This is a genomic window from Corynebacterium argentoratense (assembly GCF_021491455.1).
GTDB lineage: Bacteria > Actinomycetota > Actinomycetes > Mycobacteriales > Mycobacteriaceae > Corynebacterium > Corynebacterium argentoratense_A.
Genome location: NZ_JAKETN010000001.1, coordinates 491214 through 513675 on the forward strand (window position 1 = coordinate 491214; position 22462 = coordinate 513675).

The 22462-nt window shown below is 58.6% G+C and carries 20 protein-coding genes and 1 pseudogene; 5 read left to right on the plus strand and 16 right to left on the minus strand.

Annotation, left to right across the window (positions count from 1 at the left end):
- Positions 1–95: 95 nt before the first annotated feature.
- The 5 genes from L1C91_RS02245 to L1C91_RS02265 form a co-directional block, all read right to left on the minus strand.
- Positions 96–995, minus strand: coding sequence for a hypothetical protein (locus L1C91_RS02245; RefSeq protein WP_234857791.1), 900 nt, complete (start codon positions 993–995; stop codon positions 96–98).
- Positions 995–2017, minus strand: coding sequence for a 16S rRNA (cytosine(1402)-N(4))-methyltransferase RsmH (gene rsmH, locus L1C91_RS02250; RefSeq protein ID WP_234857792.1), 1023 nt, complete (start codon positions 2015–2017; stop codon positions 995–997). Before rsmH ends, L1C91_RS02245 begins: the two co-directional genes overlap by 1 nt.
- 170 nt (positions 2018–2187) lie before the next feature.
- On the minus strand, positions 2188–2619 hold the full coding sequence (gene mraZ, locus L1C91_RS02255) for a division/cell wall cluster transcriptional repressor MraZ (protein ID WP_234857793.1): 432 nt from the start codon (positions 2617–2619) through the stop codon (positions 2188–2190).
- 452 nt (positions 2620–3071) lie between these two features.
- Positions 3072–3461 (minus strand): DUF3040 domain-containing protein, encoded by a 390-nt coding sequence (locus L1C91_RS02260; protein WP_234857794.1) that lies wholly within the window; start codon positions 3459–3461, stop codon positions 3072–3074.
- 154 nt (positions 3462–3615) lie between these two features.
- Positions 3616–3996 (minus strand): SAV_6107 family HEPN domain-containing protein, encoded by a 381-nt coding sequence (locus L1C91_RS02265; RefSeq protein WP_234857795.1) that lies wholly within the window; start codon positions 3994–3996, stop codon positions 3616–3618.
- Positions 3997–4404: 408 nt separating this feature from the next.
- On the opposite strand from L1C91_RS02265, the gene L1C91_RS02270 reads away from it, so the two are divergent.
- The gene (locus tag L1C91_RS02270; protein ID WP_234857796.1) at positions 4405–5019 is read left to right on the plus strand and encodes a GNAT family N-acetyltransferase; all 615 of its coding nucleotides are present in this window, start codon (positions 4405–4407) and stop codon (positions 5017–5019) included.
- Here the strand turns inward: L1C91_RS02270 and L1C91_RS02275 are convergent.
- On the minus strand, positions 5016–6017 hold the full coding sequence (locus L1C91_RS02275; RefSeq protein ID WP_234857797.1) for a methylenetetrahydrofolate reductase: 1002 nt from the start codon (positions 6015–6017) through the stop codon (positions 5016–5018). The genes L1C91_RS02270 and L1C91_RS02275 overlap by 4 nt on opposite strands.
- A gap of 169 nt (positions 6018–6186) precedes the next feature.
- Between L1C91_RS02275 and L1C91_RS02280 the strand changes: the two genes are divergently transcribed.
- Complete coding sequence (locus L1C91_RS02280; RefSeq protein ID WP_234857798.1) at positions 6187–7284, plus strand: polyprenyl synthetase family protein; 1098 nt, start codon at positions 6187–6189, stop codon at positions 7282–7284.
- Positions 7285–7290: 6 nt separating this feature from the next.
- On the plus strand, positions 7291–8772 hold the full coding sequence (locus tag L1C91_RS02285; RefSeq protein WP_268836202.1) for an alpha-(1->6)-mannopyranosyltransferase A: 1482 nt from the start codon (positions 7291–7293) through the stop codon (positions 8770–8772).
- On the opposite strand, the gene L1C91_RS02290 is transcribed toward L1C91_RS02285, so the two are convergent.
- Positions 8741–9106, minus strand: coding sequence for an Rv2175c family DNA-binding protein (locus L1C91_RS02290; protein WP_234857800.1), 366 nt, complete (start codon positions 9104–9106; stop codon positions 8741–8743). The genes L1C91_RS02285 and L1C91_RS02290 overlap by 32 nt on opposite strands.
- A gap of 44 nt (positions 9107–9150) precedes the next feature.
- On the opposite strand from L1C91_RS02290, the gene pknB reads away from it, so the two are divergent.
- On the plus strand, positions 9151–11358 hold the full coding sequence (gene pknB, locus L1C91_RS02295; protein ID WP_234857801.1) for a Stk1 family PASTA domain-containing Ser/Thr kinase: 2208 nt from the start codon (positions 9151–9153) through the stop codon (positions 11356–11358).
- A 76-nt stretch (positions 11359–11434) separates the two neighbouring features.
- On the opposite strand, the gene L1C91_RS02300 is transcribed toward pknB, so the two are convergent.
- A complete protein-coding gene (locus tag L1C91_RS02300; RefSeq protein ID WP_234857802.1) occupies positions 11435–12826 on the minus strand; it encodes a class II 3-deoxy-7-phosphoheptulonate synthase in 1392 nt (463 codons plus the stop codon).
- Positions 12827–12887: 61 nt separating this feature from the next.
- Entirely contained in the window at positions 12888–13412 is a 525-nt protein-coding gene (locus L1C91_RS02305; protein WP_234857803.1) for a polyadenylate-specific 3'-exoribonuclease AS, read from the minus strand.
- Positions 13413–13465: 53 nt separating this feature from the next.
- On the opposite strand from L1C91_RS02305, the gene L1C91_RS02310 reads away from it, so the two are divergent.
- Positions 13466–15700 carry a glycosyltransferase 87 family protein gene (locus L1C91_RS02310; RefSeq protein ID WP_234857804.1) on the plus strand — a complete coding sequence of 745 codons (2235 nt, stop codon included), beginning with the start codon at positions 13466–13468 and terminating at the stop codon, positions 15698–15700.
- Between the two features lie 60 nt (positions 15701–15760).
- Here the strand turns inward: L1C91_RS02310 and L1C91_RS02315 are convergent.
- From L1C91_RS02315 to L1C91_RS02345, 7 genes and pseudogenes are all read right to left on the minus strand, one after another.
- Positions 15761–16771: pseudogene (locus L1C91_RS02315) on the minus strand (acyltransferase family protein); the annotation flags it as partial.
- A gap of 4 nt (positions 16772–16775) precedes the next feature.
- On the minus strand, positions 16776–17507 hold the full coding sequence (locus tag L1C91_RS02320; protein WP_234857867.1) for a lysophospholipid acyltransferase family protein: 732 nt from the start codon (positions 17505–17507) through the stop codon (positions 16776–16778).
- Positions 17508–17548: 41 nt separating this feature from the next.
- The gene (locus L1C91_RS02325; protein ID WP_234857805.1) at positions 17549–18505 is read right to left on the minus strand and encodes an ROK family glucokinase; all 957 of its coding nucleotides are present in this window, start codon (positions 18503–18505) and stop codon (positions 17549–17551) included.
- Positions 18502–19671, minus strand: coding sequence for a glycosyltransferase family 4 protein (locus L1C91_RS02330; RefSeq protein ID WP_234857806.1), 1170 nt, complete (start codon positions 19669–19671; stop codon positions 18502–18504). Before L1C91_RS02330 ends, L1C91_RS02325 begins: the two co-directional genes overlap by 4 nt.
- Positions 19672–19674: 3 nt before the next feature.
- The gene (locus L1C91_RS02335; RefSeq protein ID WP_234857807.1) at positions 19675–20727 is read right to left on the minus strand and encodes a C40 family peptidase; all 1053 of its coding nucleotides are present in this window, start codon (positions 20725–20727) and stop codon (positions 19675–19677) included.
- A gap of 171 nt (positions 20728–20898) precedes the next feature.
- Positions 20899–21507, minus strand: a complete 609-nt coding sequence (locus L1C91_RS02340; RefSeq protein WP_234857808.1) for a C40 family peptidase — start codon at positions 21505–21507, stop codon at positions 20899–20901.
- A gap of 379 nt (positions 21508–21886) precedes the next feature.
- On the minus strand, positions 21887–22420 hold the full coding sequence (locus L1C91_RS02345) for a GNAT family N-acetyltransferase (protein ID WP_234857809.1): 534 nt from the start codon (positions 22418–22420) through the stop codon (positions 21887–21889).
- Between the last annotated feature and the right edge of the window lie 42 nt (positions 22421–22462).

Consider the following 22462-nt stretch of genomic DNA (forward strand, 5'->3'; position numbering starts at 1 on the left):
TCGCACATCAGAAGACTTCACATCATCCGACACTACCGATCGACCGGGCCGGCCCCGATCCGGCTCGCCCCGATGCACCGAAGCCATAGCGACACTTACTCTCCGCCGACAGGCGCAACAGTGGATGCACCCTCATCAACCGGTACCGACTGTGCAGGCGCAGGTTGTGCGGGGGCAGACTGCTCGGATGCAGGCTGAGCGGGCGCAGCCGCATCCGGCGAGGGCTGGCCTACAGCCGGAACCGACGCGACGTCAGCACGCGGAGAAGAATACGGAGCAACACCAGGCACCTGTTCGACACGCGGCAACTGATCCAAAGAATCCGTCACAGCGCGAGTTTCTGCAGGGTTGGACGTTGCCGAGCTGGCGCGAACCTTATTGCCGTTGACGTCAACCAACGGGCGAGTCTTCGCTGCATCCGACGCCAAGACCTCCGCAACCGGAGCTTCCGCACCATGGGAAACCTCCAGCACACCCGGCTGATCGGGGACAACAAACCCCATCTCGGAAGCGCGACGAGCGATCTCTGCAGAGGAACGCACGCTCTCCAAGTCGCGGTGCAAGGACTCAAGCTCGTTATCCAGCTGAGTTTCCTGCGACTTCAGATCCTGGAGACTAAATGTCTGTGACGTCGCGTGCGCCGACAGGAACATAACCGCGCCCACCGAAGCCGAGAGCAACGCAATAACGAATACCACGAAGCGGACAAAATGCGGATCGGTCTTAACCTGCGCAACGCGGCGGCCGCGCTCGACAATAACCTGCTTAGAGCCCAGCTCTTTCTGAAGGCGACGGCCACGCTTCTTCGGCTGCGGCCGCAACGCCCGACCAGGATGAGGCTCGGTATAGCCAACCTCCCGCAAAGCATCGGCACGACGCTGCAGCAATGCCTCATCCAACTCGCGACGGTGCGCACGACGCACAGCACCCCGTTCTAGCACAGTGGTGCCCTGCTGGCGACGCTCACTAACGGTGGTTCGGCGCTGCTGTGCCATCACAAAACTCCTCGGCTAGAACTGGAAAAACTACTGCTATCTGGCAGGGCGATACGCTCCACCGCGCGGACACGAACCGGTGCTGACCGCGGGTTCTCCGCGATCTCCTCCTCGGAAGCCTTCTCGGCCCCACGAGTAATCAAACGGAATTGAGGAGCGGTACCAGGCAGGTCCATGGGCAACCCAGGTGGTGTCTTCGAGGTGCTCATATCCACCAGGGCCTTTTTGACGATCTTGTCCTCAAGGGACTGGTAGCTCATGAACACTGCACGCCCACCCACCGCTAGACGCTCGGCAATCACCGGGATCACTGCAGCCAGGGAATCGAGCTCTGCGTTCACTTCGACGCGCAGAGCCTGGAATGTGCGCTTAGCAGGGTGTCCACCGGTCTTGCGTGTGGCTGCCGGAATCGTGTCATAGAGCAACTCCACCAACCGCGCGGATGTGGTGAAAGGCTGCTTTTCACGCTCCCGCACAATGGCAGACGCGATTTTGCCCGCGAAACGCTCATCACCATAGGTGCTAAGAATCCGCGCGATTTCCCCATGCGAATAGGTGTTCAAGATGTCGGCGGCGGTCTTGGGCTGGCTGGGATCCATGCGCATATCCAACGGTGCGTCCATCCGGTAGGCGAATCCGCGCTCTGCTTGATCAAGCTGCATCGAGGACACACCGAGGTCAAACAAGGCGCCGGCTACGCCGCACTCGCGCAAAGTATCAAAAATCGGCCCCTCGGATTGCTCCGCTACATCAGCAAAGTCATCGAACCTAGCTTGGATAGCGACGAAACGATCACCGAAACGCGACAGGCGTTCACGGGCCCCCGCCAGAGCGTGAGGGTCACGGTCAACCCCCAACACGCATGCTTTCTCGAAGGTTTCCAAAAAGTGCTCGGAGTGTCCGCCCGCACCCAACGTTCCGTCAACGATGACGGCATTGCTTCCTAAAGCGCTAACGCCAGGGGCTATGAGCTGTGCCATGCGATCGCGTAAGACCGGAATGTGGCCGTATTCGCCTTCCATGTCGGCGCGCCCCCTTTCGAGCGTTCAAGGTGAGGATGTTGCGTGGCACGTCAGACGGCCGGTGAGCGACCAGTGCACGTGGAGCCCTGCTCGAGCGGCTTTGCTGATGTTGGGGAAGTACATCAGCCGCTCACGCTCGAGCAGAGTTCCATCGCACGCCGATCAACGACTTACAACAGACCGTCCAAAGCAACATCCTGGCCAGCAGAGAAAGCATCCTCCGTGGTCTCTTGGTACTGCTTCCACGCCTCGGCATCCCAGATTTCCAAGAAATCAACAGAGCCGATAACCACGCACTCCTTGCTCAGGCCCGCATACTCGCGATGCCCGGGGGAAATGGTGATCCTGCCGTGACCGTCAGGCCGCTGCTCATCCGCACTTGCTGCCAAGTTACGAATGAACGCACGCGCTTCCGGGTTCGACCGAGAAATAGCCGCAGCTTTTCTCGCCCGAGCAGCAAACTCCTCCCGCGGGTATACCGCAAGAGAGTGATCCTGGCCTTTTGTCACCATCAGGCCGCCGGCCAGTTCCTCACGAAACTTAGCCGGAAGGGTCAGTCGCCCCTTGTCGTCGAGCTTCGGGGTATAGGTGCCCAAGAACATTGCGCACCCACCTTTCTTCTCGGCTGACGTCAGACACACGGGCTGCACTGTGGACGGTTATGTAGTTGTCAATCAGGGTGGAAAAGACACCAGTCCCAACCACTGCTCCCCACAATACCCCACTTTCCCCCACTTTCAACCCCAGAGCATCGATTTTGCAGGTTTACAGGCAACTTTCAGCAAGAAAAAGCTACTCCAGAGCCCAGAGATACTCCAGACACACCCCTTTTGAACAGCGCTTTTAACAAGATAAGAGGGCGCGGTGGGGCGTAGTGGGGCATTTTTCACACGGTGGGTGAAAATCCCCGAAGCTACCCCCGTAAAGCACCGAGCCCCCGGTTTTCGCACGAATAATGCATTAAAAAAGAGGCAAACAGCATGGTGCTGTTTGCCTCTTTAGCTCACTAACGCCCACAAGTGGAGCAAAGTGGGAGAACTCTAGTTGGGCGTGGCTAGTCGCGGTTGAAACGCTTGTAGAAATCTTCCTCCAACGAGGAGGCCTTCTTGGTTTTCGCAGGCTTGACGGCGGAGCCCGAACGACGCTTGGATGTGGAGGCCGCGCTTGCCCGATTAGTCGATGATGATCCGCGAACAAACCAGATCCCTGCGGCAAACATGACAAGAAATCCGAACGCGCTCAAGATGAGGAAAAGTTGACTGGTTTTCACGAACGCGATTCCGCCAACGAGCATGCATAAACCAAGAGCAAACAGAGCTATCGATCGCAAGGCAACCCCCGGCAGCGCCGGTCCTTCGTCGATATGGCCGAAGTTGGGATCGTCTGCCATCAGCGACATTTCTATTTCACGAAGCGCCTGCTGCTCGCGGTCGGAAAGCGACACGATTCCTCCAAGTGAATCCAGGAACTAAATCTTTTCTGGGACGGACGGATAGCCTTGACAGCTCGACAGGCCATCACACCCTTTTATACGCCTGTTTAACGTCCGACAGACGGGTCAAGTTCCCGGAGTCAACCTGGTGCCGCGTCCGCACAGCTTACGCAGCCATCGTCCACCCCACAGTGCAGTCAACCTCGTCCACGAAGGTATCTACAGCTGCCAGCATCTCTACCACGGCCTCTTCCGTAAGCTCAGGCCCTACCCCTAGGGTGGCGCGCTTACGCAGCGCATTAAAACGCAGGAATTCATCCGCCCGCTGAACTTGTTGTTCCCCGAGCAGCCGAAGCTGATCCCACGCATTAGTCGGCAACCGCTTCTTGCGCGACAAAGAACTGGCAGCAACCAAAGCTCCAACGCATCGCAAGGCAGCCTGGTAAGCCAGTTCCACAGACATCTCATAGTTACCCAAAGCGTGTTCTTTGCTTGCTTGGTTCAGCAGAGTGTGGGCCTTCCACGCGAAGAGTTCCGCGTCGCTCATACGCCCGCTTCCCCGCAGACTCGCAGATGCGACGCTGCTGGAGCTTTGCCCCCGGCACCGCGAATTGGGCGCAACGGCTGCCAACGTTGCCCTTGTGGATGTTGCGCGCGTGCCATTGGTCGCTACGCTAGTGCTGTTGGTGTTTGTTAGTGGTGCATTCATGTATCTATCCCCTTTTGGCTGGTTGTTTAACTATGTGGTGAATGTATAAAACCCGCCAGACAGTGCATGGGGAAAAATTTTAGAACATTCGAACATTCGACTCGTAAAATAGAGAAATAGCGATTTATCCAGCCCCTATGTCTATCGTCGACTTAGAACACAAGTTCTATTCCGCGGTTTTTGCCACGGCAGCCACTACAAGTTAGTACCCTCGGACATGACACCCCCACAGCCCACGGAGCGCCCATGCCCACACCCCAACGCCACCCGATCATTGGAACAGATTACTACTGGCGTTTCCTCCACCCCTCGGAATTCGCTGCCCACTGCGACGCACTCATCAACATCTATAGCCAAGCAATGGGACTGCCCGCCGAGGAATCCCGGCGCGCTTTCTGGCAGCGCTGCACCACGCATCCAGGCTTTTTGGCTGTCGCGGCATTCTCCGAGCACCACACCATCGGGGTAGCGTTCGGATACCTTGGGACCCCGACAGACAACTGGTACAGGCGGGTTCACTACGGATTGGTGGAGCAATCTGGTGAGCGGTTGGACACCCAACTGCGCTTCCCTCAGCTATCCCATTATTTCGAGTTAAGTGAAATCCACGTGCACCCCGATTACCAAGGCCACGGGGTTGGGCGCGCAATGCTGGTTGGTTTATCCCAGCGGACTCATGCCGAGGCAATCATGCTGTCCACCCCAGAGGTCGAGGGGGAAAATAACAATGCCTTCGGGCTCTACCGACGCCTCGGTTTTTATGATGTACTCCGGGATTTCCACTTTCCCGGAGACCCCCGCACCTTCGCTATCCTGCGAGCACAACTGCCGCTCGCAGGTAGAGAACAGGATAGCTGCTAACGCACGGCGTCATGACCCTGATCCGGCCCCCACGCAGGCGCCATGCCCAAATTGTGGAGGACTTCCTGCGTGGCCCGGGCGAAGTTAAGTGTCATGAAGTGCAGGTCCGGAGCACCTTCAGAAATAAGCCTTTCCGCCATCTGAGTGCTTACCTCGATGCCGACCTTGCGGACCTCTTCCGCCGCCTTGTCAGGATCACCGGCAGCTGCTCGCTCCAGGCGGGCTTCTAAATCTGCCGGAAGCTTCGCTCCGGACAGCTCCACTTGTCGCCGCACTGAGCGCAGACTAGTAATGGGCATCAACCCCGGGATCACCGGCTTCGATCCATGCTCAGGATCAGCTGCTGCCAAACGGTCACGCAGGCGCAGGTAGTGCTCGACGTCAAAAAACATTTGCGTAATCGAGTACTGGGCCCCGGCGCGCAGTTTCGCAAGCGTGTAGAAAGTGTCCTCCTCCAGGGTTTTCGCCCGGTAATGCCCCTCTGGGAAACTAGCAATACCCACCTCGAAGCGGGAACATTCAGGTATCTGGCCGACAAGATCAATGAGCTCACTGGCGTAGCTCAGGCCTCCGTCGCACGCCTGCCAATCCCCCAGCGGATCCCCGGGCGGATCGCCGCGCAAAGCCAGCAGATTCGTTAGCCCCTGCTCGGCATAGCCCTTGAGAATCTCCACTAATTCGTCGGTGGTGTGGTCCACGAGCGTCAAATGCACCAAGGTCGTCAGGGGCTGCTGGGTCAGCCTGTGTGCGATGCGAGCGGTGCGTTGCCGCGTGGAACCACCCGCGCCATAAGTGACGGACACGAAGGCGGCGCCCAAGTCGTGGAAGGTTTCGGCAGCTCGCCACAGCCTGTTTTCCGCGGCGTCATCACGCGGAGGCATAAACTCTACAGAAAAAGGCACCCTACCCGGAGCAGGCAAGTTAATGGCCTGCAAGATGGGCAGCTGCAGCTGGGTTCGGGATGGACCGGAGGACTGCTGAGCGAGGTTTTCGGACATAGCAAGTATGGTAGGAGGGAAAGAAGCGATGTACGTGAGCCACACCGACCAAGCTGTCTATAAAAACTAGCCCCCTTGGTCTGCTGCTTCGTGAGCGCCCACAGATTCCACACACCACACGTGCAGTCACGCCGAGTACGTCCACGAGGCCAAACTTAAAGGACAACACATGCGCACAACCCATAGCGACGACACAGCCACCGTAGTCGACGCCATCAACAACGAGCTACGGGCCTACCTCGACTCCAAAAACCAACAGCTCGGCAGCATCTCACCCCACGTCGCCGACTCCATCAACCTGCTCACGCAATTCGCCACCAACGGCGGCAAACGCATCCGCCCGCAATTCGCCTGGGCAGCCTACAGTGGCCTCAAAAACACCACTGACGTCGCGAAAGAAGACGACGCCGCAGCCCTGCGCGCCTTCACCGCACTCGAACTCATCCAAGCCTGCGCCCTCATCCACGACGACATTATCGACTCCTCCGACACCCGGCGCGGCAACCCAACCGTCCACAAAACCGTCGAAACCAACCACCAGGACACACAACTACACGGATCCAGCCGTGCCTTCGGCGAAGCCGTCGCCATTCTGGTAGGTGACCTCGCCCTCGCCTGGGCCGACGACATGCTCCGCGACTCTGGTGTCAGCGCCGAAGGCCTGTCGCGTATGTACCAGCCCTGGCAAGACATGCGCTCAGAGGTCATCGCCGGGCAACTCCTAGACATCTGCCTCGAAGCCACCCGGGGGGAAGACGAACGGGAATCGGAAAAAGTCAACCGCTACAAGACAGCCGCCTACACCATCGAACGTCCCCTGCATTTAGGGGCCGCACTGGCCGGTGCTTCTGAGGAAGCCACCAGCAGACTGCTGACCTACGGTCGTGATATCGGTATCGCTTACCAGCTACGCGACGACATGCTCGGCGTTTTTGGCGATCCTTCTGTCACCGGCAAACCCGCTGGCGACGACCTACGCGAAGGCAAACGCACCGTGTTGTTCGCCAAAGCACTGTCGTGGGCAGACAAACACAATCCTGACGCCGCGTCGCAACTGCGTGCAGGGCTCGGCACCGCCTCCACGCCGGAAGACATCGCCCATTTGTCCGACCTGATCGCCTCCACCGATGCCGTGGAACAAGTCGAGCAGCGGATCTCTGAGCTGACACGCAACGGTTTGGACGCTCTCGAGCACCCAAGCATCCCCGAAGAACTGCGCACCACCCTGCGTGCGCTAGCTAACCAAGCACTCGTGAGGAAGATGTAGTCCCCCATGACCTCCGCCACTGACACTCCCTGGGATTCTCTCGCGCGCCTACGCGATCGCATAAATCCCTGCACACTGGGGCTCATCGGTGCCATAAGTATGACTCTCGGTAGCTTCGGCGGTGGAGCCATCCGGTACCGCGGCGGAGTCCTCGACGCACTCGGCCTGCGCTTTTTCAGCTACGGCCACGGTGCAGGATTCTCCAACGTATTGTTCTTCATCGGCACTGCTGCGCTGATCACCGCGTGGATCATTCTCGGCTACCGCATACGTACCACCAGTGTGTCCCTCGGCGAGATCAACCGCACCCTCACCGCGTGGGTAGCACCCCTAGCTCTCGCCGCCCCCATGTTCAGCCGCGACGTCTACTCGTATCTCATGCAAGGGGCCATGCTGCGCGACGGCTTCGACCCGTACACCGAAGGCGCAGCTGTTAACCCCGGGCCACTGTTGCTCGAGGTTAGCCACGACTGGCGCAACACCACCACCCCCTACGGCCCCCTCCACCTGTGGCTGGGCGAAGGGATCACCAGCATCAGCGGCGACAACGTCACCCTCGGCGTCATCCTATACAAAATTGTGTCCCTCGCAGGCTTCATCGCTATAGCCTGGTCCATCCCCAAAATCGCCCAACACCTGGGCGCTAACCCCACATGGGCGCAGTGGATCGGCGTGGCCAACCCCGTGATGATCTTCCACTTAGTCGGCGGTATGCACAACGAATCCGTGATGGTCGGGCTCGTCAGCCTCACCATCTACTTTGCTCTGCGACGGCACACACCCTTCGTCCTGCTCGGCGCAGCCATCGCACTCAAAGCAACCGCAATCATCGCACTGCCCTTCCTCGTCTGGATCGAAACCCACCGGCTGTCCAACAAACGCGGCATCCACCCCATCATCGCGTTTTTCATCAGCGGCACCTGGATGACAGCCAGCACCCTTGCCACCATCACCATCATCACCCGCCTATCCGGCTCCTCATGGGGATGGGTCAGCCAACTATCCGGCAACTCAAAAGTCATCAACCCCCTAGCCATGCCCACGCTCGCCGCCGACGTCATCACCGCCAACGGCAAGTACCTCAACGAAAACATCCCCTACAACACGATCCTGGCCACCACCCGCACCATCGGCATGATCACCATGCTTCTCGGACTCGTCATCGTCTGGTGGCTAGCTAGAAAAACAGAGCTCGGCGCCATCCGAGGCACCGCCGCAGCCTACACCGTGGCGGTCCTCTTCAACGCCGTCACCCTCCCCTGGTACTACGCCAGCCTCATCTCCCTCTACGGCGTCGTGAAACCCGGAGAAAAACTGCAACGCATCATGATCGCGACGTCATTGTTTGTCGCATGGGAATTCGCCGGCAGCGGCAACCACAAGCTCTACGACCTCCCCTGGGTCGCACTAGCCATCGCGCTATCGATCGCCGCCGTCAAGGTAATCTACAGCGGGACTAGAAAGCCATCGCCTGCGCCCGCCGCATAACCTCCCGGGCCAAATGCCCATGCACCGCATCAATCGGGCGACCCGGCAAAGAATCATCCTCCGTGAACAAGAACTCCAGGATTTCCTCCTCTGTGTACGAACCATCTAGGAGAAGCTTGATCACGCCGGGGACAAAACGATTCAGCTGACCGTCCTCATTGAAATAGCGCTCGGGCAGGTAACGAACCCCATCCTTACGCACAGCAATCATGTCGCGGTCACCCAAATGCGCCATCACTCGAGTCACCACAACCCCCATCCGCTCAGCTGCATCAGGGACGGTAATCACGGGCTCATCAACGGGAAGAACAGAAACATCAGGTGTAGAAGTCACAACGCACATCCTACCCAGTCCACCCGCCGCATATACTTGAGCGCATGTCCACGCGAGAACAACTGTACCCAGGTGACATCCTCGACGACCGCTACCGCATCGAAGCACCCATTGCCGCCGGAGGAATGTCCACCGTCTACAGGTGCGTTGACCTGCGCCTGGGCCGACACGTCGCCGCCAAAGTGATGCACTCTGACTATGCAGACAATCCCGTTTTCCGCAGCCGCTTCCGCCGCGAAGCCCGCTCCATGGCACGACTATCCCACCCCAACCTGGTCAACGTCTACGACAGCGTCATGGGTGAACAAGACAGCGGCGAGCCCGTCTTCCTGGTCATGGAACTCATCACCGGCGGCACCCTACGCGAACTCCTCGACGAACGCGGCCCCATGCCGCCACATGCCGCCATGTCGGTCATGCGCAGTGTCCTTACCGGACTGGCAGTCGCCCACGAGGCAGGCATGGTGCACCGCGACATCAAACCCGACAACATCCTCATCAACGGCGACCACACCGTCAAACTCGCAGACTTCGGCCTCGTGCGCGCCGCCGACCACGCCGCTACGGAAATCATCGGCACCGCCTCCTACCTCTCCCCCGAGCAGGTAGAAGGCACAGACATCGGCCCCGCCAGCGACGTCTACTCCGCCGGCATTGTCCTCTACGAACTTCTCACCGGCGGAATACCCTTCGATGAAGGCGACCCCACCGACCGCGCATTCGCCCGCCTCAGCGAGGACGTTCCCGCACCCTCTGGCCAGATCGCCGGTGTTCCCACGCTGATCGATGCGCTCGTGGCGACCGCAACCGCACGCGACGTCAGCAATCGATTCTCCGACGCTGGGGAATTCCTCGCCGCCATTGATGACGTCGCGGAGGAACTGCAACTGCCCGCGTTCAACGTTCCCATTCCGGAACACGCCGCAGCGCATCGCTCATTCGAGCAAGCAGAAAACACAGATCTTCTGACCGGAGTGCTCAACAACACCGGGGTTCTACCGGCCGTTCCTGCAGAAACCGTCCACGCGCCCAACCCCACCGACACGCAAGTCTGGGAGGGGCCCCTTGTTGCGCCACCGCCGCCTGCACACTACGAACAGGACTACCAAGACGCACCCGTCGACACCTACCACGAACAGTACGAACCGCAAGATTATGCTCCCGGCAAACCCGTGTCCAACCGCTCTGGCTGGAAAATCGCACTGTGGTCGGGACTAATCACCGCGCTAATTGCGGCAGTAGCACTCGGCGGTTGGTGGTTTGGCTCCGGCCGCTACGGGGAAGTCCCGCAGATCATCGGCATGGACCAAGCCCAAGCCGTGACAACCATCGAACAGGCTGGATTTACCGCCACAAGCAGCCAGGAATATAGCGACGACATACCCGCCGGGCAGATCATCGGCACTCAACCCCCCGGCGGCGAACGCATCCCGAAAGGAAGCGACGTCGCCATTCGTCAATCTCTAGGCCAACCCGCCGTCCCGGGAATCCCCGCCAGCGGCAGCGTTGACGACTTTCGGACCCTAGCATCAGAGCGCACACTGGGACTCCGGGTTGGGGAAGAGGAATACTCCGATTCCGTACCCGCCGGGCAGATTTCGAGCACCCAGCCAAGCCCAGGGGCGGTTGTCGCCACACACAGCACCGTCACCGTGCACCTCAGCAAAGGGCCCGCACCGGTGAAAGTACCTAAGCTCGCTGGGCTTAGCCAAGACAAAGCACGTGACGCGCTGGAAAAAGCGGGGCTCAAAGTTCGCGAGGTCATCCCCGAATTCGACCAGAAAATCAAGAAGGATCACGTCATCCGAACCAGCCCCGATTCCAATGCGGAGCTGCGGCGCGGTGACGAAGTGGACCTTTACGTGTCGACAGCCCTGGAGGTTCCAGACCTCAAAGATAAGACCCTCGATGAGGCCCGGCGCATCCTTGGCGATGCTGGTTTGACCGTCGGCACCGTCACCACAGATGAAGATGCAACCAGCCGCAACGGTCAGGCGGTCGTCAAAACCGCGCCTGCTGCAGGCAAGTTGGTTGACCCGGAGTTCAACACCGTTGACCTAGTGATGAGTGGCAAAGTCATTGTGCCCTCGCTCATGGGCAAGAAGGTCAGCGAAGCTGAAAGCACTCTGCTGGACATGGGGTTGAACGTAGATATCGATGGCAAGGGCAGCGCCGTCGTCTACAGCCAAAGCCCGAAGGCCGGCTCGAAGGTCGAGGTCGGGACCACGGTGACCATCAAATCCATCGGTTAGCGCCAGAGCACGTTAGAAAGCACATCGCCCCACCTGTTCAATTTCAGGTGGGGCGATGTGCTTTGAGGGAAAAACCCTAGCGGTTGCGGAGCATCTCCGCTACTAAGAAGGACAACTCCAGCGACTGCTGCGTGTTCAGACGCGGATCACACGCCGACTCGTAGCGTCCCGGCAGGTCAATGTCAGTGATGTCTTCTGCACCACCCAAGCACTCGGTGACGTCTTCGCCAGTGAACTCGATGTGGATGCCACCAGGGTGGGTACCCAACGCACGGTGCACCTCGAAGAAGCCCTGAACCTCGTCGATGACCTTGTCGAAGTGACGGGTCTTGTACCCATTCGAGGACGTGTGGGTATTGCCGTGCATGGGATCGGACTGCCAGATCACCTTGTGGCCGGAAGCCTCCACAGCTTCAACGATCGCAGGCAAAACGTCACGAACTTTGTCGTGGCCCATGCGGGCGACCATCGTCAGGCAGCCGGGCTCGAAGTTCGGGTCGAGCTTGTCGGCGTAGGCGACGGCCTCTTCCGGTGTACAGGTCGGGCCGATCTTGATGCCGACCGGGTTGGAGATCAGCGCGGCTAGGTTGACGTGGAAGTCATCGATGCCGCGGGTGCGCTCCCCCACCCACACCTGGTGGGCGGAAAGGTTAAACAGCTCGGTTTCGCCGACTTCGTTCTGTGCAAGACGCAGCATTGCACGTTCGTAGTCGACCAGGAGTGCCTCGTGGGAGCAGAAAATATCAGCACGACGCAGGTTGTGGTCTGCAACCCCGCATGCCTCCATGAACTTCAGGCCTGCTTCGATTTCCTCGGCGAGGCTTTCGTAGCGAGCACCTGCAGGGGAGTTTGCGACGAACTCGCGGTTCCACTCGTTGAGGCGGTGGAGGTCTGCGGTGCCAGAACCCGTCAGCGCCCGGACGAGGTTCATCGCTGCGGAAGAGTTCGCGTAAGCACGAACCATGCGTGCCGGATCATGACGCCGCGACTCCGCGTCGGGTTCTACACCGTTGACGATGTCGCCACGGTAATTCGGCAGACCGTTTTCGTCCAGGTCAGAGGAACGCGGCTTGGCGTACTGGCCGGCGATACGAGCCATCTTGACCACCGGGGTTGATGCGCCGTAGGTCAAAACAACTGCCATTTGCAGCAGGGTTTTGATGTTCGCGCGAATATGGGGCTCGGTGTTTGATTCGAAGGTTTCGGCGCAGTCGCCGCCTTGCAGCAAGAATGCTCGGCCGAGGGCTACCTCTTTAAGCTGCTTTTTCAGCTCGAGGATTTCCGGCGCGACGACGATCGGCGGAACCGACTCTAGAATCTTGCGGACAGTGTCTGCCTGCTTGCGGTCCCAGCTGGGCTGCTGCTTGGCGTCACGTGCCAAGACATCTTCGAAACGTTCCTGAATACCACTGGGTAGTGGGGGAAGGTCGGGAAGCTCTTCAACGGGGATATCTACTGTCCAACTCACAGGTTACTTTTTACCACAGGGCAGATAATCTGCTGCTGTTAGGGCAGGTTGTGCGCTGGGGCTAAACCCACTTGGACTTCACTCGGTTACGGGAGTCAAGGGGCATGGCTTTGTTGCAAGCTTGGAACTTCGCCAGATTGTGTCGGGCATCGATGAGTGCGTCATGGTTGCCGTCGGGGATGGGCGGCAGCTCGGGTTTGCCTGCCATCTCCCATAGCTGCTTGAGCTCTCGGGTGTACCTCGGCAGTTCCTTGGGCAGGCCACGCATGTCGCCCCAGAGTTGCGCTAGCAGCACGTGGTCGTAGGCGCCTACCCACGCCCAGAGTTCGACGTGTTTGCCGTCGTCGGCTGCGAGGAGGAACTCCAGCAGGCGCTCGCGAATGGTGTTGTTGTTCATCCAGCAGGATTCACTGGGGTTGGGCAGCTGGTTGAGGACGTGGGTTTTCACCCAGGAGTTCGCCCTGCTTGCGTCGAAATCCGTTGACACCGCGTAGAACTCGCGTCCGTCTTCGGCGACGACCCCAATGGACACAAGGTCGATGGTTTTGCCGTCTTCGATAAATTCGGTGTCGTAGAAGTAGCGCACACCAACACTGTAGTTGAAGGGGCATGTTCGGCTACCCAGTAGACTCAATGTTCATGAGGTTTATTCCCCAAGCGTCGTATCGCCGCGGTGCCATGGTTGTTTCTTTGGCTTTGGTGCTGTTGTTCATGTTGCCCTTCACGTTGAATCTGACGGCCGACATGTCGGAGCAGTTGTTGAAGTATCACATCGATATTGACGTCTACCGCGAGGGCGCACGCTCTTTGCTGGCTGGGGAAAACATTTACACACGGGATTTCCAGGTTGGTGGCATTATGCTGCCGTTTACCTATCCCCCGTTGGCGGCGATGCTGTTCACTCCGCTGGTGTTGCTCCCGGTCTACATCGACGCGGTAATTCTTAACGGGTTGACACTGTTGGCTTTGTGGTGGTGCATGGTTATCGTGTTGGGTGCGGCTACCCGGTTGCCTTTGTCTGATCGCCGCCTTCTTGCCCTCATGGTGCTTCCTGTGGCTATTGTGTGCGATCCGGTGCGTGAGACTTTGGGTTTCGCCCAGGTCAATGTGCTTCTTATGGCCTTGGTTATTGCGGATACTTTGCGTCCTCGCAGCCGTGTTCCTCGGGGTTTGTTTATCGGTTTGGCTGCGGCGATCAAGCTGACGCCTGCGGTGTTCGGGCTATTTTTCTTGCTCAAGCGCGACTGGCGTTCGGCAATTCAGACAGCCGTGTTTGGTGTAGGTTTTACGGCGCTGGCGTGGCTTATTCGCCCGGATGTGTCGAAGGAATACTGGTTTAATACCTTGCGGGATCCGTCCCGTATTGGCGGGTTGGCTTATTCAACTAACCAGTCTTTCCGTGGTTTGTTTGCGCGTTTGTTCCCGGGGGATGAGGACCTGCAGCAGACCTTGTGGAAGGTCGCGGTTGTCGTCACTATTGGCGCGGCGTCTTTCGGGATGGTGCGTTTGCTGCGCGCGGGTAATGCTGTTGGTGCGCTGCTGGTCAATTCGTTTGTCGCGGCATTGTGTTCACCCGTGTCGTGGACGCACCACTGGACCTGGTTGATTCCTTTTGTGTTGCTGCTTGTGGTGTCGGCTTTTCAGCCTGGTAGCGGCCGTGTCCGTGGGATTGCGGGCGGTTTCGCGGTGATCATTTTCTCGACGATGATCGTCGTTCCGTTTTTCGTCCTCCCCCACGCCAATGACCGCGAAATCGATTGGCCCTTGAGCAGCCAGGTTATCGGCAGCGCCTACGTATTCATCGCGATCGCTTTGCTGATCACGGCTTGCACGTGCCCTGCGGTGTTTGGCCGTGGTGCTGATGTGCCCGCCCGTCCCGAGTTGTTCTTCACCACCAATGACGTCGCATCGCGCGTTGCCTCACGCGCGTTTGCTGTGTGCACGTGGCTGTTGGTTGTGTGCCTGCTGCTTCTGGTGTTGATCGAATCCGATGGCCCCGACAATAGTTTCACCGTGGCCTACCAGACCTGGTTCCAGCAATTCCTGGGTGCCTCGCAACGGGTGTTCGCTGGTCTGCCGGTCTACGGCGGATATATTGAGCACGATTTTGTGCACTACGTCTACACCGTCACCCCGGCCGGCACTTTCATGCTTGGTGTGCTTGCTCTTCTGGGAGAAACCGCAGCCACAGTTGTGTGGACAGCCGTCAGCGTTGCTTCCCTGGTCCTGGCCGCCTACGCCCTGCAACGCGGCGTCATTAATTCCTCCGAACCGGTGATTAACACAAGCGTCGGCTTTATCACGGCGATGATGCTCACGCTGATCCCCGTCCTCAACGCAGTCAATGACGGGCACATCGTGCTGCTGGTACTGGCAGCCACGATATCGGACATCTACCTGCTGCGCACCAGTCGTTTTGGTGGAATCGCTACCGGTGTGGTGGCTGCGATGGCGGCGTGGCCAGCGGTGTTGATCATCGTGCTGCCCACGTGGGCGTCGAAAATGCGCGCCGCGATGGTAGCTGGTTTCGCCACCATCATTGCGTTGGCAATCGACCCCCAACTCACCCGCGACTGGATCCGTGCACTGGCACTACCCATGGATAACGCCAATACACTCATCGGTGCCGGCGCAATGGTGGCATTCGTACTGCTTGCTGTGCTCCTTCGTAACAACGCAACACTACGCCCCCTAGTTCTGCTGGGGCTTCCCATGGCCCTGTTCGGTGGCTTCGCGGCCTGGCCTGCGCTACTAACCCTGTGGGCTCCGCTGGCTATCGTCGGCGTACTGATGCTCGTGCGCTTCCTTGTCGAAGCGTCCACCACTCCCGCGACCACCGAGGCGCTCGCGCAACCCAGCGACCACATCCAATAGTTGCGGCGGCACCACAACCCAGCCCAGCACCGGAACCTTGGACCACAGCCACACAAAATACGAGCCCGCCGCGCACAGAACAAAACAAATGCACGACCACAACAGCGGGTTATCAGGATTATCCCGGTTCAACACATAAATGTCATAGCGATAAAACAGCGTGTTAAACACAAACGTCATCGCCAACGGGTGCCCCAAATAAATCACCAAAGTGTGACTGCCAACAAACTGCAAAGGTCGCGCCACCGCCGGAACCAACGACAATATACGGGCTACTGCAATGGCCAAAGGGATAATCAACAACTGGCTAAACAAGCGCCCAATGAGACCGCTAGCCAGAGGATCCGCCGCATAGTTCCATACAGCCCAATCGTGGTACGGCAAACCACTGTCGGTATGCCATACGCCATGGGTAAGCATCCAAAACCCCAGGCCCCCCGAGCCAACCGTCGGAACAATAGCCGTCCACCGGAACGTATGCTCCGACAACCACGTAATTGCTGGTTTGATCCGCGCACCAGCCACAAACACCGGCGCAAACAACATGGTGTTGTACCCGATCGGGGTTGACTGCTCATGCACCATCAACAACCCCAGCGGGGCGAAAGAAGCAACCATCGCCAACCACGCGGGCAGCCTGCGAGTGATCCACAAGATACAGGTGCAGATCACCAAACAGTACAAAAACCAATACATACTGTCGCCGGCGATAGCCATGTGAGGTAGTGTGTCCAGATCATTAGGGTCCAGGCCCGGATACTTCATCAAAATCTCGTTGCGCTTCAACCGCGCCTCAAAAAGCGAGAAAAATGCGTACGGCACAGCGAAAAACCACAGCCTGCGGAAGATCAGGTCACGCAGATTAAACCGTAGAAGCTTCGCACCAAAGTAGCCACTGATGACAAAAAACAGAGGAAGACGAATGGGGCCAAGATAATAATTCAGCGCTGCTAGAAAAGTGTCCTTGCCTCCAGGCACGTCAATGCTGACGTGCAAAATCACCAAGCCAAGGATGGCCACTCCCCTAGCAACGTCCGGCCAAACAAGACGTTGTCGTGCGGGGGTGGGCATAAAGTTAGAGCTTGGCTCCCTCAGGGTAACCCGTGCCGGCCGCAAGGCTTTCCTTCACATCTGCCGCATACATATCAACGTAAGTCCCTCCGGTGAGTTCCACCAGACGTTGCATCACATAATCAGTGAGCACACGCGCGGCCTCATGGGACTCCGGATCCAGCCCCTTGGACTCCACATAAGCGCGCGGATCGATAGGTTCCCCCGCAATCACACCAACGCGAACCGGGCGGGGAATCCAACTGCCAATCGGATTAGCCTTCCGGGTACCAATCATCGCAATGGGAACAATCGGCACTCCGGTGTCCAACGCAATATGGGCCATGCCCGTCTTGCCACGGTACAAACGACCATCCGGGGAACGAGTGCCCTCGGGATAAATACCCAACAGATCCCCCTTGAGCACCACGCGCTTGCCGGATTCCATCGCGGCACGCGCGGCGTCACCACTGGAACGATCAATCGGGACCTGACCAACAGAGGTGAAAAACCAACGCTGGGCCTTACCAACCAGGCCGGTCCCCGTGAAATATTCCTGCTTAGCCAAGAAAGTAATCTGGCGCTTGCACAACAACGGCAGGAAGAAAGAGTCCATCACCGATTGATGATTCGAAGCAAGAATTGCACCACCGTGGTCTGGGATATTGTCCAACCCCCGAGAGTACGGACGGTTGTATACCCGAAGAGCGGGGCCGAAAAGGACGTTCTTGAAAACCCAGTACCACTTGTTATGCATAGTCATTATTCCTTCAACCCTGTTCCTTCAACCCTGTTCCTTTAACCCTCGTGAACCCTCGTGTCGGCCGCCAAATGTGCGACCCCGATCATACCTGCCTCGGCGCCTAATTTTGCCGTTTTAACACTAGCGTGCGGACGGTGTGCACTACCCACGGGTGTGCGTAGGTAGCGCTCGTACGCCCGGGAAAGGTAGAGCTCCGATCGGGTACTCACACCACCACTGAGCACGATCAACTCAGGGTCGATGACATCCCCGACAATGCCCAAACCAAGGCCCAACCAGTCCGCAAACTCGCCGACAGCGTGAACACCCAACGGGTCGCCGGCCTCCGCGGCGTCAAAAATGGTGTGCCCGGTGACTTGGCCGGGGGCACGCATACATGTTTGAGCCAGCGGACTGTCGAAGTTGGAGGCATTTTCCATCGCCGTGGTCACCAGTGCGGTGCCGGAACAATAACGCTCCAAGCAGCCGGTCTTTCCGCACGCACAGGGCCTACCGTTGGGCACCACTTGCAGGTGCCCATATTCTGGCGCGGTGCCGTACGCGCCGCGAAACAGGATGCCGTCGATCATGATCGCACCACCGATGCCCGTGCCGAGCGAGAACAGCGACCATATGCGGGCCCCACGCGCCGCACCAAAGATGTATTCGCCCCACGCTGCCGAATTGGCGTCGTGTTCCAAGGTCACTGGCATATCGAGTGCCGCTTCGAGCACCTGCTTGACATTGCGATCGCGCCACGGCAAATGGGGGGCAAAGCGCACCGTGCTGCATTCTGCATCGAGGAATCCCGCCACGGCGACACCAATGGCTTGCACATTGTGCTCGCGCTGTAGCTTTTGGGTGATGCTGATGATTCCTTGCTCAAGCCCCTCGGCTGTGCGCGGAGTCGGGATGGCGTGCATATCGATAATGTGCCCGTGGGCGTCTACCACCCCGCCGCGCAGGTTGGTGCCCCCAATGTCGAAGCCAATAGTGACGCTGCCTGTGTTCATTTTGTGCTGCTCCTGGGGTCGCTGGGCATGTGGAGGAATTGGCGAAAGGTGACTGCCCGTTGCTCCCATGACCATTGGTCTTCCATTGCTTCGCGGCCCGCACGTCCATACTGTGTGCGTAGCTCCGGGTCGTCCAGCAGTTGCCTCAGCCTATTAATGACGTCGCGTGGGTCTCGGCCGTCAACCACGAATCCGGTGCGCTCGTGATCCACTGTTTCCGGTGCGCCGCCTGATTTACCTGCGATTGCGGGGATGCCGCAGGCCTGTGCTTCGAGGTATACGATACCCAAGCCTTCAACATCAAGACCTTTGCCACGCGTTCTGCATGGCATGGCGGCGACGGTTGAGGCCGCGAGTATCTCAACCATGTCGCTAAAAGGCCGCCGGCCCAGCAACCGGATGTTGCTTTTGGCGCTGCTGGCCTCGCGGCGTCGTGACAGGTTTGATCCGTAAGGGCCTTCGCCGATGATGAGCAACTGAGCATCCGGGTGGGTTCGCACAATCTCTGGCCACACGTCTATGAGGATGTCTTGACCTTTGCGTTTCACCAAACGTGACACGCAGGTCACCAATGGAGCGTCGGGCGGGAGTCCGTGCTGCGCGCGTACTCTTAGGACGTCCTGTTTATCAAGTGGCCGGAAAGTGTGGAGGTCCACGCCTGAAGGCAAAGCACACCATTCGGGGCCGCCGAACGCGGTGTCAAGGCGCCCGCGGGTGTAGTTGGAAATGTAGCTCAAGGTATCGACGCTGCGGCCGATGCGTCTAAGAACCTGACGTGCGCCTGGCAGCATAGACCAACCGACTTCGTGCCCATGTGTGGAGGCGACAACTCTGCTTGCCCCTGCTGCCCGTGCCGCGGGCGCGAGGACAGCCAGAGGTGCTGCCGCAGGAAACCACACGGTGTCGATGTCGTACTCGGTGATAATCGACTGCATGCGCTTGCGCAGCCGTAAGGTCGGCAACATGACCCGCACTGGGTAGCGGATAGCGGTGATGTTTGCTGCTAGCTGCCGATCGTATTCTGCAGCTTCTTCGGCGTTTTGGGTTGAGGCCAGAACATAGACCTCTACCCCACTGCCATCGAGGGTTGCTAGGAAATCACGAACGTAGGACTGGATCCCGCCAATGGTGGGCGGGTAGTCGTTGGTGACGACAAGCAGCCGCATGGTTTAGTAGCGCCGCGCCCCATAGAACGGCATGGAGTCCATGGGAACAACCTGCACGGGGATGCCGTAGTCGCTGGCATGCAGGATCATGCCGTTGCCCGCGTAGATACCGACGTGTGTTGCACCCGGGTAGAAGCCGACGACGTCACCGGGTTGCAGCTGGTCTCTACTGACGGGGATGCCACCAGACATTTGTGCTTGAGAGGTGCGCGGAACAGAAATACCCTGCTGGGCGTAGGACCACACGACCAAACCGGAGCAGTCGAATACGTTCGGTCCGGTAGCGCCCCACCCGTAGGGCGAGCCGATCTTGGTCATGCCCGCTTCCAACGCGGACATGCCTTGGGGGTTCGCCCCAACTAGCCCAGCCAGTGTGTAGTCGGCGGGGCCGTTCTTTTCGACCCAGCGCTGACGGTCCTGGGGCGACAACGCATCGACGGCCTGCTTGATCTCTTCGGTGCGGGCCTTGAGCTTTTCTTGATGCTTTTCCAGATCTTCACGACGCTTACGCAGTTCTGCGGCCTGGTATTCGGCTTCGGCAACGGCCGACGCGGCGTCATTGAGAGCATCGGCGTTTGCGCGTGCAGCATCGTGGAGCTGCGCAACGGTGTTTTCGGTTCGACGCTCCAATGCGCTGATGTAAGCGGCGCGGTCAATAGCGTTCTGGGGGTTTTGCGCAGAGATCACATTAGTGATGGGGTCGATGGTTGCGCCGCGGTATTTCGATTGCGCGATCTTGTTGACGTCGCCTTGATGCATCACGACCGCGTCCCGGGACTGTTCGGCGCGAGCGCGAGCCTCGTCGACGTTGGCATTGAGCCCCTCGATGTCTTTTTCCTTAGCTTCGAGGTCGACTTCGAGTTGCTTGACCTCTTCGGTTTTAGCCTCAGCGTCTCGGGAGATCTCTTCCATTTTGGAGATGAGCTCGTCTACCGGATCCGGGTCCGCCAAAGCGAAGGGGCTTGAGCTGAAGGCCAGTGCCAAAACTGAAACTGTGGCGACAGCGCAGCGGCGGATCCTGCGCTTGGCGTCATGCGTGGCGTTTCCAGTATTCACGTTGCTACTGGCCTTTCTGCGGAAGAACTTTTTAACCGTTTAACTATAGACCCGTTTACGCCAAGGGTTTTAAAAACCCAGCAGGGATGAAACGGCTGTGACAAGTGTGAAAACCGGGACGTCCGCCAAAGCGAATGTCCCGGTTGAAAGGATCTTTAACTATGCAGGCTTTTAGAAGCGCACTGCGGAGTGGAAGGGCATGTAGTCCAGGGAAGACTCGGACAACGGGGTGCCCTCGTTGATCGCGTGGATAACGGTGCCGTGGCCGGTGTAGATGCCGACGTGGGATGCACCGGAGTAGAAGGCGACGATGTCACCGGGGCGAAGAGCGTCGCGGGACACCGGGGTACCCTGCGCAGCCTGCGCGTAGGAGGTACGCGGGATGTGCTTGCCAACCTGAGCGTATGCCCAGGAGGTGAGGCCGGAGCAGTCGAAGGCGTTGGGGCCGGTTGCGCCCCACACGTAGGGAGCACCGATCTTGGAGGCTGCGGCATTCACGATGGACTGGCCGGAACCGAGATCGGAGGAGCCGGGCGCAACGTAGGGAGCGGCAGCGGCCTGACCCTGGAGGCCGGGGACGTACTGAGCAACGCCGGGGATGGCGGCGAGGTTCGGGACGTTTTCGAGGCCTGCGACCTCGAAGCGGATGTCGGTGTTAGGAACAACGACCTCTGCGGCCTGTGCGGGCTGGGTCAACGCTGCGGCAGCACCGAGGGTGACGGCGGATGCGACAGCGGTACGACGCACCACGTTGTCATTGCGACGGCTATGCTTTCCCACGAATGAATCTCCAACTTCTCGAAAACTTCTTAAAGAGGCCCAACGGTTGAGCCCCACGTTTTTCGGTTATGTTTTATGTTTCTGTCTTGGGGGTTAACCCTGGGCCGGCGGGTGCCAGCCCGTGAAGGTCTCAATTAGGTTACGAAATTGCAACGGCCCGTGTCTAACGAAACGCCCAACCCAGCCCCGTTACCGTCCCGTTACACTCCCGTGATGAACGGTTTATCAGCGTTTCTTAAGGTTTACAACTCGCACTAACGGCATGAATAGCGCAAATTTTTTAACGTCTGACCTGCGCAGACACCTAGGGGATAACCCTGAACACCTACCCCGAAAGACCCTCAAGTTAAACTTTAAGAAAGCTATATTGTAACTTTCGTCACAATTGGTTTGCGGTGGCCACATTTCGAGGGTTTTGCAGCACATAAACCTGATCTTCAGGCGATACATCTCGGTCGGGACTCCGACGAAAACCCAGCCGCCGAGCCAAGGTGATGGATGGGAGATTGTCGGGGCTAATGATCGCGATACATTCCTTACCCAGTTGTGCGCTCGCATCCAAAGCGGCTTTTACGGCTTCATACGCTAACCCCTTCCCCTGGGCCCCTGGACGAAAACGATAATAGGTATTTAAGACCGCGTCGCCTGCAAGAATGTAATGGCGGACCCCCGCGAACCCAACGATCTCCCCCTGGTAGCTCACCGCGTAGTATCCCCTCCCCTTTTGTTGCCAATCCTCCGTCCATTGATCACGCAGCTGGATGGCCTCGCTGCGTTGTTTCATGACTAAGTCGGGGCGGTGGCTGTAAGTCCGAGTATCCGAGTGGATCTCCCACAAGGCGTCTGTAAGTGCATTTACGTCGCGAAATTCGTTGACTGGGATCAAACTGAGGCGTTCGGTACTCAGAATCATGGTTCTAGAGTACCTAAGCGGTAGCGCTGTATATAAGGGCCT